Origin of the sequence: Paenibacillus sp. 102, from assembly GCF_039549175.1 — a bacterium.
Taxonomy (GTDB): Bacteria; Bacillota; Bacilli; order Bacillales; family Bacillaceae_G; genus Bacillus_A.
The window spans coordinates 1012786-1024797 of the sequence record NZ_JBCGHT010000001.1; the positions used below are offsets into that span (position 1 = coordinate 1012786).

Annotated in this window: 13 protein-coding genes; 4 read left to right on the forward strand and 9 right to left on the reverse strand. The window is 36.4% G+C overall.

The annotated features are described in order from the left end of the window. Window positions 1-70: 70 nt before the first annotated feature. The gene (locus tag AAIE21_RS05365; RefSeq protein WP_343265784.1) at window positions 71-643 is read right to left on the reverse strand and encodes a helix-turn-helix domain-containing protein; all 573 of its coding nucleotides are present in this window, start codon (window positions 641-643) and stop codon (window positions 71-73) included. Between the two features lie 105 nt (window positions 644-748). Here AAIE21_RS05365 and AAIE21_RS05370 point away from each other — a divergent pair, with 105 nt between their 5' ends. Together AAIE21_RS05370 and AAIE21_RS05375 are read left to right on the forward strand one after the other, a co-directional pair. Next, window positions 749-1714, forward strand: coding sequence for a DMT family transporter (locus tag AAIE21_RS05370; protein WP_343265785.1), 966 nt, complete (start codon window positions 749-751; stop codon window positions 1712-1714). A gap of 178 nt (window positions 1715-1892) precedes the next feature. Further along, window positions 1893-2558: an aquaporin gene (locus tag AAIE21_RS05375; RefSeq protein ID WP_343265786.1), complete on the forward strand. Its 666-nt coding sequence runs from the start codon at window positions 1893-1895 to the stop codon at window positions 2556-2558. 57 nt (window positions 2559-2615) lie between these two features. Here AAIE21_RS05375 and AAIE21_RS05380 read toward each other — a convergent pair whose 3' ends face one another. From AAIE21_RS05380 to AAIE21_RS05390, 3 genes are all read right to left on the reverse strand, one after another. After that, complete coding sequence (locus tag AAIE21_RS05380) at window positions 2616-3047, reverse strand: Rrf2 family transcriptional regulator (protein WP_343265787.1); 432 nt, start codon at window positions 3045-3047, stop codon at window positions 2616-2618. Window positions 3048-3164: 117 nt separating this feature from the next. Then, window positions 3165-4391: an ABC transporter permease gene (locus tag AAIE21_RS05385; protein ID WP_343265788.1), complete on the reverse strand. Its 1227-nt coding sequence runs from the start codon at window positions 4389-4391 to the stop codon at window positions 3165-3167. 2 nt (window positions 4392-4393) lie between these two features. Then, window positions 4394-5278 carry an ABC transporter ATP-binding protein gene (locus tag AAIE21_RS05390; protein ID WP_343265789.1) on the reverse strand — a complete coding sequence of 295 codons (885 nt, stop codon included), beginning with the start codon at window positions 5276-5278 and terminating at the stop codon, window positions 4394-4396. 373 nt (window positions 5279-5651) lie between these two features. Here AAIE21_RS05390 and AAIE21_RS05395 point away from each other — a divergent pair, with 373 nt between their 5' ends. Continuing rightward, entirely contained in the window at window positions 5652-6479 is an 828-nt protein-coding gene (locus tag AAIE21_RS05395) for a 5'-nucleotidase, lipoprotein e(P4) family (RefSeq protein ID WP_343265790.1), read from the forward strand. Window positions 6480-6711: 232 nt separating this feature from the next. Continuing rightward, on the forward strand, window positions 6712-7491 hold the full coding sequence (locus tag AAIE21_RS05400) for a M15 family metallopeptidase (protein WP_343265791.1): 780 nt from the start codon (window positions 6712-6714) through the stop codon (window positions 7489-7491). A 175-nt stretch (window positions 7492-7666) separates the two neighbouring features. Here the strand turns inward: AAIE21_RS05400 and AAIE21_RS05405 are convergent, their stop codons facing one another. From AAIE21_RS05405 to sdhC, 5 genes are all read right to left on the reverse strand, one after another. Continuing rightward, a complete protein-coding gene (locus AAIE21_RS05405) occupies window positions 7667-7966 on the reverse strand; it encodes a hypothetical protein (protein ID WP_343265792.1) in 300 nt (99 codons plus the stop codon). A gap of 57 nt (window positions 7967-8023) precedes the next feature. Further along, window positions 8024-8470 carry an acyl-CoA thioesterase gene (locus AAIE21_RS05410; RefSeq protein ID WP_343265793.1) on the reverse strand — a complete coding sequence of 149 codons (447 nt, stop codon included), beginning with the start codon at window positions 8468-8470 and terminating at the stop codon, window positions 8024-8026. 314 nt (window positions 8471-8784) lie between these two features. Continuing rightward, window positions 8785-9546 (reverse strand): succinate dehydrogenase iron-sulfur subunit, encoded by a 762-nt coding sequence (sdhB, locus tag AAIE21_RS05415; protein ID WP_343265794.1) that lies wholly within the window; start codon window positions 9544-9546, stop codon window positions 8785-8787. Next, window positions 9539-11332 carry a succinate dehydrogenase flavoprotein subunit gene (sdhA, locus tag AAIE21_RS05420; RefSeq protein WP_343265795.1) on the reverse strand — a complete coding sequence of 598 codons (1794 nt, stop codon included), beginning with the start codon at window positions 11330-11332 and terminating at the stop codon, window positions 9539-9541. The genes sdhB and sdhA overlap by 8 nt, the downstream gene beginning before the upstream one ends. A gap of 13 nt (window positions 11333-11345) precedes the next feature. Beyond that, window positions 11346-11972, reverse strand: coding sequence for a succinate dehydrogenase cytochrome B558 (sdhC, locus tag AAIE21_RS05425; RefSeq protein WP_343265796.1), 627 nt, complete (start codon window positions 11970-11972; stop codon window positions 11346-11348). Window positions 11973-12012 lie beyond the last annotated feature (40 nt).

Here is a 12012-nt window from a genome sequence, read left to right on the forward strand (position 1 = left end):
ATTTTATCAAAAATATAGTTAAAATCTATAAAAAAAAGAACGCTTTATTGTAAGCGCTCCTTTTTTATAGCTAAGAAGAATACTTCATCGTTAAATGTAAAACAGCAACCTCATCTCCAGCATTTTTGTAAATATGCTTCTTATTCGCTTCGAACTGAATCGAATCAAATTCATTTAATTCATACACATCATTTTCAACTTGAATCGAAACCTGTCCCTTCATTACCGTCACAAGTTCAATAGCTCCTTCATGATGAGACTCTGGTTCATAAATGCTTTGCGATCTTAAGCAAGCACGATACATTTCCATACCAGTTTCTTTCGTATATCGAAATATGGTTTCGAACCGCCATGCCTGTCCTACATCTACTGTAAAACTTTCCCCAGAGCGTGAAATAGCTACCGGTTCTCCCACTACCATCAATCTCGACAACGGGATCGACAATCCTTTCGTAATTTTCCAGATAACAGCTAATGTTGGATTCGTTTCACCTCTTTCAATTTTTCCTAATGTTAATTTACTAACCCCCGTTTTTTGTGCCAATTCTTCTAAACTTAATTTTTGTTCATTGCGAATTTGTCGTAATAACTGACCAACTTGCTGAATGACTTCTTTTGTTTGCATATCCTCTTTTTCTTTCATATCAACAAAACCACCTTATTGTATAAAATAGTTTACTTTAATTACATTTAAGTATATTATACTATACATAAATGTTTCGAATCTCGAAAGGAGTGCTTACGCATTATGCGTGCAATATTATTAGGTATTTTATCATCAGCTTTTTTCTCTGCAACATTTATTATTAACAGAGTGATGAATGTATCCGGAACAAGCTGGGCTTGGACTGCTTCTTTCCGCTTTTTATTTGCTCTTCCTATTTTATTCCTTATCGTTTTATTTCGCAAAAACCTCGGAGGACTATGGACAGAAATGCGAAAACATCCTTTCGCATGGCTAGGATGGGGGTCTTTAGCAGGCATCGGCTTTTATTCTTTATTAAGCTTTGCTGCCGTCTTTTCTCCAGCTTGGCTTGTTGCAGGAACTTGGCAAGTTACAATACTCGCTGGTTTGCTACTATCACCATTATTTTTTATTACAATTGAAACAGAAACAGGTCCAAAACGCGTACGAGGAAAAATTCCACTTCGTAGTTTATATGTATCACTTTTCATTTTAATTGGTGTCATTTGCATGCAAGCAACAGAAGCAGGGCATATTACAGCTACTCAATTTATATCTGGGTTTCTTCCTGTTGTTCTCGCAGCTTTCCTATATCCATTTGGTAATCGAAAAATGATGGAAGTTGTAGGGGGACGCCTTGATACATTCCAGCGTGTATTAGGAATGGCCATCGGTAGTATGCCTATAGCAATCATTCTTGGAATATACGGTTTCGAGGCAACAGGCCTTCCAACATCCAGTCAAATGCTCCAAGGATTTTTATTAGCATTATGTTCCGGCGTTATCGCTACAATGACGTTTTTCTTTGCAACAGATTTAGCGAAAGATAACCTTTCCTTACTAGGGGCTGTAGAAGCAACGCAAGCTGGAACGATGGTATTTACTGTTCTTGGTGAAATCATTTTCTTAAATGGTTCATTCCCTATCGGACTCTCACTTATTGGGATGATTATCATTATGGCTGGAATGGTCACAAATAGTATTTTGAATCGTTCTATTCTAGTTGCTCGGCAAAAGAAAACAGCATAACAGAACGTTAAAAAAACATGATTCTTCTTTGGAGAACCATGTTTTTTTTATGTAATTGAAATTGTATAAATCTTAATCATTTATTTAATCGGAATATTTTTTCATTCCTTGTTTATAATTAGAACAGCATCATTCTATGTTATAATACGTTCTCATGCGTATTTAAAGGAGGAAAATTATGCTAAAAAAAGGAATCGCTGAATTTATTGGTACTTTTGTACTTGTATTATTCGGAACTGGAACTGCTGTTTTAGGCGGCGGAATTGAGGGAATTGGTATTTTAGGAATCGCAATGGCTTTTGGATTATCAATTGTTGCTATGGCATATAGCATTGGAACGATTTCTGGATGTCACATAAACCCAGCAGTATCAATTGCCATGTTCATAAACGAACGAATGAATGCTAAGGAGCTTGGCTGTTACTTATTAGCTCAAGTTTTAGGTGGTTTACTAGGAACTACAACATTAGTAACAATTTTAAAATCTGCTAATATGTCTTTAGATAACTTAGGACAAAATGGTTTTGGCAAACTTGGATTATCAGGATCTTTCTTAGTTGAATTTATTTTAACATTCGTCTTTATTTTAGTTATTATTTCTGTAACAGGTAAGAAGGGTAACGCACAGTTCGCTGGATTAGTAATTGGTTTCACATTAGTATTGGTTCACTTACTAGGTATCCCATTAACAGGAACTTCAGTTAACCCTGCACGTAGCCTAGCACCAGCTTTATTTGCTGGCGGAGAAGCTGTATCTCAATTATGGGTATTTATCGTTGCGCCAATTCTTGGTGGTATCGTTGCTGCCATTGTAGGAAAATTTGTATTAAATACTGAAAAATAGAATTTTCAATCTTTCTGAATTTAAAAAAGCGAGCCTTTTTATATGAGGCTCGCTTTTTTAGTTCTGAATTTTCGATTGTAAGTTTGTAACAAGCTGCTGAACAGTTACATTCGCAAGTACATTTTCCATCGCTTCTTGTGCTTGCATTAATATAATTTCTAATACGGATTGAATATTAGCTCCTACTGGACATTCAATATTAGGATTCTCATGGAAAGAAAATAGATGCCCTTCTTCCACTACTTCTACTGCTTTATATACATCAAGTAATGTAATTTCCTCTAAATCACGAGCAAGTGATGTACCACCTTTTCCCGCTTGTACATCAACAAGACCCGCTCTTTTTAACATTCCTGTAATGCGGCGAATCACAACTGGATTTGTATTCACACTACCAGCAATCCATTCAGAGGTACAGCGAGAGTTTCGATCTATCGCAAGTAACGTTAACATATGAACACCTACTGTAAAACGGCTACTAATTCCCATCTGCATGCCCCTCCTTTACGTTCATTCTATCAAAAGACGATACATACTATTATATACTATTTCTTATTTTTGCATAAAGAAAAAGCATGATTCCCTTAGAAAATCATGCTTTTTTGATTATTGACGCTTAATAAATTTAGCTAGATCTTTAAATTTTACTTTATCAGAGTAATTCATGACACCATTGACATAAATGCGGCTCGCAATCCAAGTAATAATTAAAATCGTTACGACTAAAATCGCTAATGTAGTACTAATCTCTATAACACCCGCCTCACCAGCAACAATACGCGAGAATGTAACCATCGGTGTAAAGAATGGAATATAAGAACTAATTAAAACAAGTGTACTATTTGGATCTGTTAATGCTTTAATACTAATGAAAAGTGCACCCATAGCTAAAAATATAATTGGCGTTGCAACAGTTTGTAAATCTTCCGTTTTAGAGACAACAGCTCCAATAGCTGCGTATAACATCGCATACAATAAATATCCTGTTACAAAATATACAAGGAACATACTGATTACAAATGTATCCAACGTTTCAAAATTCAAAAGAAGTCCAAACAACCCGGAATTTTCAAAATCAACCCACCCAATTGCATACGGAATGAAAAATCCACAAGCTGCAATTAACAGCTGTGATAAAGCGGTCGCAATCGTTGCTAAAACTTTTGCATACATCAGTATGATTGGTTTTACTTTCGGGATCATGACCTCCATAACACGGGAAGCCTTTTCAGATGCAATACTCGTTCCAATCGCATTCCCGTACATGAGAATAAACATGTATAGTATAAATGTAAAGAAATACCCGATACCAAATATACTCGCACGATCTTTTATCGCTTCTTCTTTCAATGGAATTTCCACCTGTAATTTCTGCGCTACATCTGGTGACACATTATTAGTAGTAATCGTTATTTGTGTATATTGTTGTTTTAAATACTTTGTTATAACTGTAGATTCCGCTTCACTTGGAAATCCACTATATATATACTTCACTTCTGGTATTCCATTCTTTTCCGTTACATGAAACAATCCATCTAAATCACCTTCTTCGACTTGCTTATGTAACTTGTCATACTCTTCTTTCGTACCCAATTTCGCTTTCGCGTATGGTAACAACTTATTCAATTCATCTTCCCTTACTTTATAAGTAGAAGTTTCCACTACAATTGCAATCTTATCTTTATCCTTACTTTCATCTCCACCAGATGTAAAGTGGTTAAAAGCAAAGACACCAAACACAATTAAAAATAAAATCCCACTTGTAATTAACGTCTTTTTAGAAAGAAATGATTCCCTAAAATAAAATGAAAACACATGAGAAAATTTACGCATTGTTATTTCGCCCTTTCTACAAATATTTCGTTTAGCGTTGGCTCTAACATTTTAAATTGTCTTAAGCTTATACCTTGTTCCTGTAATTTTTTTAAAATCGTTAAAGCTTCCGCATCATCATGGACTTTCACATATAGCAGTCCTTGTTGTTTTTCATACGAAATATGTAAGGCTTGCAATGCCTGTTCATTTTCCACCACATCTTCAATGGTTAAATTACGAAAACCGTATTCTTGCTTAATATCGCTTAGTTTGCCTTCTACAACTGCTTCTCCTTTTTTCAAAATACATACATGCTGGCAAAACGCCTCTACTTGTTCCATACGATGGCTAGATAAAATAATTGTTTTCCCGCTTTGTACTTGTTCTTCGATAATGTTCGCTAACATGCCAGCATTCACTGGGTCTAGTCCGCTAAACGGCTCATCTAAAATAAGGAGTTCTGGATCATGAATAAGCGCAGCAATTAATTGGATTTTTTGCTGATTTCCTTTTGAAAGCTCTCCTGCCGTTTTATATTTATATTCCGGGATTGCTAACTTTTCTAACCATCGATCAATCGCACGGTCTACTTCTTTTTTCGTCATTCCTTCTAATCTACCGAAATAGCGAAGCTGGTCTATCACTCTACTTTTTGTATATAATCCTCTTTCTTCCGGAAGATAGCCAATTGTTACACCGCTTTGAGAAATTGCTTTCCCATCCCATGTAATTGACCCTTCATTAGGAGTTAATAAACCAAGGAGCATTTTAATCGTTGTCGTTTTTCCTGCACCATTTCTTCCAAGTAGTCCTAACACTTCACCTTTCGGTAATGAAATTTTCAATTGATTGACCGCTTTTGATTCTCCAAATATTTTCGTTAAGTTTTGTATTTGTAAGCTCAAATATAGTTCCTCCCTTTTTCATCATTCTTACAATCTTCTAAATGGTATGTTGAATACAGGAAAAATATTGTAACATATATAAATCCTTTAATTTCTATAATGAAATTTTAAAATTAAAGCCACATATCCATCCACCATTTGTTTTATTTAGTTAAAATTGTAAATAAAAATTCGTTTCTTGTCAATTATAATTGACATTATGACAAAAAACATTGTCAATTCTCATCCTATATTTCTTACTTTTATTAAACTGGGCATAATACTATTCCTTATACAAATAACAATATGCAAACATTCATAAAAAAAAGTTACGTAAAATATTATATTTTAATATATAATATTAAATGATTTAGTTACATCAAGGAGGATACATATGAAGATGAAAAGAGGCATTACCACGTTATTATCTGTAGCCGTTCTCTCTACATCGCTTGTAGCATGTTCAGGAACAGCAGATAAAACTGTGGCAAAAGAAGAAAAAGTAAAGTTAACAGACCAACAGCTCATGGCTGATTTATGGTTCCAAACAGCTGGTGAAACGAAAGCATTGTATTATCAAGGGTATAATATTGGACAATTAAAGCTCGATGCAGCTCTTGCAAAAGGCACAAGCAAAAAACCAGCAATTGTACTAGATTTAGATGAAACTGTTTTAGATAACAGCCCTCACCAAGCAATGACTGTGAAAGAAGGAAAGGGCTATCCTTATAAATGGGATGAGTGGATTAATAAAGCGGAAGCAGAAGCTCTTCCTGGCGCAATTGATTTCTTAAAATATACAGAATCTAAAGGTGTAGACATCTACTACATTTCAAATCGTAAAACAAATCAATTAGATGCAACAATTAAAAATCTTGAGCGTGTTGGTGCTCCGCAAGCAACAAAAGAACATATTTTGTTGCAAGATCCGAAAGAAAAAGGGAAAGAAAAACGTCGTGAACTTGTTTCACAATCGCATGATATCGTCCTATTCTTTGGTGACAACTTATCTGACTTCACTGGATTCGATGGAAAATCTGTAAAAGATCGCAATCAAACAGTTGAAGAAACAAAAGCACAATTTGGCGAGAAATTTATTATTTTCCCTAACCCAATGTATGGCGATTGGGAAGGTTCCCTATATGATTACAACTTCAAAAAAACTGATGCAGAAAAAGACAAAATTCGTCGCGATAACTTAAAATCATTTGAAGTAAAATAGAAAAAAGGATGGCCTAGGCCATCCTTTTTTCTATCCCTTCTCCCAATTTCATTCAATCCAATTATACACATATCCGAACATTGCATATATAAATCAACAAAATCACACATTTTTTGACATTTTCTTTGCAATTCTATTACGTTATGACTCTTATATTTCTTTTTATAATAACTAGACTTATAATAAAAAATAATAGACAAACTATACGAAAGGACTGAGATTACACAGCGTTATGAAAAAGGTAATTATTATTTCTGCTACTACGATTGTAATCGGTATCACATCCTTCGCTTACTTCGGCTCAAAGTCTCCACTACAAAATGAAGCGAAAGCTGTAGAAACAAAAAAACATATTGAACATCCAAAAGAAGAGATTCCTGCATTTCCAAAAGCAGCTCATACGGCAAAAAAAATAGATGAGAACTTCTCCCTTGTTACAAATCCAGATTCACCTCTTGTATTAGTAAATAAACATCGTAAATTACCAGATGGCTATACACCAGATGACCTTATAAGACCAGACGTTCCATTTGCATATCCAAAAGATAAAGAGAAAACATTACTTCGTAAAGATGCTGGAGCCGCACTAGAAAAAATGTTCCACGCAGCAAAAGAGCAAGGACTGGAACTTACTGCCGTATCAGGATACCGCTCTTATAAACGACAACAATCATTACATAATATGTACATAAAACGCCAAGGACAAGCTGAAGCAGATTCAGTAAGTGCAATTCCTGGAACAAGTGAACATCAAACAGGCCTTGCAATGGATATTAGTTCTAAATCTGCAAAATATCAATTAGAACCTATTTTTGGCGAAACAGAAGAAGGAAAATGGGTAGCCGAACATGCCCATGAATTCGGCTTTGTCATTCGCTATTTAGAAGATAAAACAGATACAACAGAATACTCATATGAACCGTGGCACCTTAGATACGTCGGTAATCCATATGCTACATACTTACATAAACATCACTTAACATTAGAAGAAGCAATGGGTGCAAAAAAATAAGAGATTTCCCTCTTATCAAGACCTAAAAATTGAACTACCCCCACCTTCGTTTAGAGGAGGGGGTCTTCTCGGTTAAAATGATAAAGTAGAAAACATATTAATCATATATAATATGTTTTCTACTTTTATTTCTTTTCCACTTAACATACATTCCACTTTAACATACTATATTTCATCATTCTTCAGACCACGTGTAAAAGATAGCGGCAATCCCATCCTTTTTGGCTAGATCAAAACACTCAAGTTCTTCCTTTAATTCATAATCCGTCTCGTACTGCTTTCGATCTGCGATAAATTGATTCTTAACATTTGTTATTTTCCATCCTTCATTCTCAATGTAGTGATTTGCTTCAGTCAATGCTGCGTTCATATCACTTGAACCTACCCAACAATTAATAAACGCACCTGTACAGCCATTCTTTTCTGGATTATCGGAACACGGTATAGCCTCAAAACAAAAATAATAGATGGTCATTGGGTCCTCCGTCAACATTATTATTTTTATATGCGTCTACCCTATTCATATCTCACTTTATTGCAGTAACTTTTGCTTCCATTCTTCCAGCCAAGGTGCTCCTTTTCCCGTTTTCTTGGACGCTTGCACCATTGCCCCGCGCCCGACTAAGCAAATCTCTCCAGCTTCATTCTTCACCATGTAGTGTAAATCTAAAGAAGAATTTCCAATTGATTCCGCTTTAACATAAACTTTTAAGTTTTCATCAAAGAAAATCTGTTTCAAAAAGTTACACTGTAAGTCGGCAACAACGATCATTGTTTCGGATGCTTCATGTGTCCATTCTTGCATAAAACCAAGCTCTTTAAAAAATTCAATACGTGCCTCTTCAAAATATGTAAAAGCAACACCGTTATTCATGTGCCCAAACATATCTGTTTCACAAAAACGAACTTTCACAGGAATATAAAAGGAAAAACCTTTTTCCCATCTCTCAAAGTCTTCAATGTAGGAAATCTTCTTCATGTTCTTCTCTCCTTTTTCTTTTATTCTATATATTTATTTTAATTTCCCGACATATAAGTGGCGGTTATGTCAACAAAAGTAGTTTTCCACTCATGTTCTCCTTCTGTTTTCACATGGCACGGGGCTAAAATAGGCACTGACAGCTTCTAGCCATGAGTGGATCCTCTCTTCCACCTAAAAGGAATGGTTTTATATCAGTTTTTCAATCTGTATTTATATAATAAGTAATACACTTTGTTTCAGAATAAAACAAAAATTCAAACGATAGAAACCTATATAAATATTGCCTCTTCGAATCGAAGAGGCAATATTTATTAATAGTTATTGTCGCTACCAAAGAAATCTTTAAACGACTGAATTGTTGTATCACGGTTTAATGCTGCAATTGATGTTGTTAATGGAATACCTTTTGGACATGATTGCACACAGTTTTGCGAGTTACCACAGTTTGCAAGTCCACCATCACCCATAATCGCACGTAAGCGCTCTGCTTTATGCATTTCACCAGTTGGATGTGAGTTAAACAAACGAGCTTGTGAAAGCGGTGCTGGTCCGATAAAATCAGATTTACTGTTTACATTCGGACATGACTCTAAGCAAACACCACATGTCATACATTTTGAAAGTTCATATGCCCATTGGCGCTTTTTCTCTGGCATCCTTGGTCCTGGTCCTAAGTCATACGTACCATCGATTGGAACCCAAGCTTTCACACGTTTTAAAGCATCAAACATACGACTACGATCAACTTGTAAATCACGCACTACCGGGAATGTCTTCATCGGTTTTATACGAACTGGTTGTTCTAATTTATCGATAAGCGCTGTACATGATTGACGCGGTTTACCGTTAATTACCATAGAACAAGCACCACATACTTCTTCTAAACAGTTCATATCCCATGCAACAGGAGTCGTGTGGTTTCCTTTTACATCAACAGGATTACGACGAATTTCCATAAGAGCCGAAATAATATTCATATTTGGACGATATGGAATTTCAAATTCCTGATCAAACGATTGTGCATCTGGTCCATCTTGCCGTGTAATGATGAGGCGGATTGTTTTCTCAGACATGTTGTTTATCCCCCTTCTCTTCACCCTTAGCAGCTACATCATGTTTTGAAGAATAATCACGTTTACGTGGTTTGATTAATGAAATATCAACGTCTTCGTAATGGAATGCTGGTGCATTTCCTTCTCCTTCAAACTTCGCCATTGTAGTTTTTAAGAAGTTCGCATCATCACGATTTGGGAATTCTGGTTTATAATGCGCACCGCGGCTTTCATTACGGTTATATGCGCCAATTGTAATAACACGAGCTAATTCAAACATATTTGCCAGTTGACGTGTAAATGAAGCACCTTGGTTACTCCATTTCGCTGTATCGTTAATGTTAATGTGTTTATAACGCTCCATTAACTCTTGAATTTTTGCATCTGTTTCTAATAACTTTTTATTTTCACGAACTACTGTTACGTTATCTGTCATCCATTCTCCAAGCTCTTTATGAAGAACATATGCATTTTCATTACCATCTAACGTTAAAATATTGTTAAATTTCTCTGTTTCGATTAATTCATTTTGCTCGTATAAAGCAGATGAAACAGCATCAGATGATTTTGAAAGACCTTTCATATATTCAATTGCATTTGGTCCCGCTACCATACCGCCATAAATCGCTGATAATAATGAGTTAGCACCTAGTCTGTTACCACCGTGCATAGAGTAATCACACTCACCTGCTGCAAATAATCCTGGGATGCTTGTCATTTGCTTATAATCAACCCATAATCCGCCCATTGAGTAATGAACAGCTGGGAAGATTTTCATTGGTAGTTTACGAGGATCATCACCTGTGAACTTCTCATAGATTTCAATAATCCCACCAAGTTTAATATCTAGTTCTTTCGGATCTTTATGAGAAAGGTCTAGATATACCATGTTTTCCCCGTTAATACCTAACTTTTGTTCTACACATACATCAAAGATTTCACGTGTTGCAATATCACGAGGTACAAGGTTTCCGTATGCAGGATATTTCTCTTCTAAGAAATACCATGGTTTACCGTCTTTATACGTCCAAACGCGTCCACCTTCACCACGTGCAGATTCACTCATCAGACGTAATTTATCGTCCCCAGGAATTGCAGTTGGGTGAATTTGAATGAACTCACCATTCGCATAATATGCACCTTGTTGATATACAGCAGATGCTGCTGTACCTGTATTAATAATAGAGTTTGTTGATTTTCCAAAGATGATACCAGGGCCCCCTGTTGCCATAATCACGGCATCAGCTTGGAAACTCTTAATCTCCATAGATTGTAAGTCTTGTGCGACGATTCCGCGACATACGCCTTCATCATCCACAACAGCACGTAAGAAATCCCAACCTTCATATTTCGTTACAAGTCCTGCTACTTCATGACGACGGACTTGCTCATCTAATGCGTACAATAATTGTTGGCCAGTTGTTGCACCAGCAAATGCTGTACGGTGATGTTGTGTTCCCCCGAAACGGCGGAAATCAAGAAGTCCTTCTTCTGTACGGTTAAACATAACACCCATACGGTCCATTAAGTGAATAATACCAGGTGCTGCTTCACACATCGCTTTAACTGGCGGTTGGTTCGCTAAGAAGTCCCCACCATAAATTGTATCGTCAAAGTGGATCCATGGAGAATCCCCTTCACCTTTCGTATTTACGGCACCGTTAATACCACCTTGTGCACATACAGAATGCGAACGTTTTACTGGTACTAAAGAGAACAGTTCCACGTTTACTCCTGCTTCTGCTGCCTTAATCGTTGCCATTAAGCCGGCTAAGCCACCGCCGACTACTATAAGTTTCCCTTTCATGCTCTCCCACTCCTTACTGATTTGCTAGCTGTGGATCGATGAACGCTAATAATGCACTCACACCTACATAAGATAAACCTAGGAAAATAGCTAATGTTACATAAGTAGAGATACGTTGTGAACGTGGCGATACTGTAATTCCCCAGCTAATGCAGAATGTCCATAGTCCATTTGCAAAGTGGAAAATTGTTGATACAACTCCCACTAAATAGAAGCCAAACATAGCTGGATTATTTAAAATATCTGCCATCATATCATAATTTACCTGCGCGCCTAACAATGCTTGAATACGAGTTTGCCAAACGTGCCAAGCTATGAAAATAAGCGTGAGCACACCTGAGATTCGTTGGAAGACAAACATCCAGTTACGGAAGTAACTATAAGATGTCGCATTGTTCTTAGCTGTAAATGCAATATATAATCCATATATAGCATGGTACAGTATTGGTAAAAAGATGACGAAAATTTCTAGCGCATACCGGAATGGAAGGAGCTCCATAAAATGAGCAGCTTTGTTAAAAGCTTCTGCCCCTCTTGTTGCAAAGTTGTTTACTACTAAATGTTGCGTCAAAAAGACACCAACCGGAATGACCCCCATTAATGAGTGCCACTTGCGAAACGTATACTCGCGGCCTTTCATGTCCCCATTACCCCCCTTGAGTGTTTGACTGCTGCTTTCA

What these genes read in the sequence shown, in the direction of transcription:
- AAIE21_RS05370 (WP_343265785.1), top strand. Translation starts at nt 749, where the DNA reads ATGCGTGCAATATTATTAGGTATTTTATCATCAGCTTTTTTCTCTGCA.
- AAIE21_RS05380 (WP_343265787.1), bottom strand. Translation starts at nt 3,047, where the DNA reads ATGGGAATTAGTAGCCGTTTTACAGTAGGTGTTCATATGTTAACGTTA.
- sdhC (WP_343265796.1), bottom strand. Translation starts at nt 11,972, where the DNA reads ATGAAAGGCCGCGAGTATACGTTTCGCAAGTGGCACTCATTAATGGGG.
- AAIE21_RS05395 (WP_343265790.1), top strand. Translation starts at nt 5,652, where the DNA reads ATGAAGATGAAAAGAGGCATTACCACGTTATTATCTGTAGCCGTTCTC.
- AAIE21_RS05375 (WP_343265786.1), top strand. Translation starts at nt 1,893, where the DNA reads ATGCTAAAAAAAGGAATCGCTGAATTTATTGGTACTTTTGTACTTGTA.
- AAIE21_RS05400 (WP_343265791.1), top strand. Translation starts at nt 6,712, where the DNA reads ATGAAAAAGGTAATTATTATTTCTGCTACTACGATTGTAATCGGTATC.
- AAIE21_RS05385 (WP_343265788.1), bottom strand. Translation starts at nt 4,391, where the DNA reads ATGCGTAAATTTTCTCATGTGTTTTCATTTTATTTTAGGGAATCATTT.
- AAIE21_RS05365 (WP_343265784.1), bottom strand. Translation starts at nt 643, where the DNA reads ATGAAAGAAAAAGAGGATATGCAAACAAAAGAAGTCATTCAGCAAGTT.
- sdhB (WP_343265794.1), bottom strand. Translation starts at nt 9,546, where the DNA reads ATGTCTGAGAAAACAATCCGCCTCATCATTACACGGCAAGATGGACCA.
- sdhA (WP_343265795.1), bottom strand. Translation starts at nt 11,332, where the DNA reads ATGAAAGGGAAACTTATAGTAGTCGGCGGTGGCTTAGCCGGCTTAATG.
- AAIE21_RS05405 (WP_343265792.1), bottom strand. Translation starts at nt 7,966, where the DNA reads ATGACCATCTATTATTTTTGTTTTGAGGCTATACCGTGTTCCGATAAT.
- AAIE21_RS05410 (WP_343265793.1), bottom strand. Translation starts at nt 8,470, where the DNA reads ATGAAGAAGATTTCCTACATTGAAGACTTTGAGAGATGGGAAAAAGGT.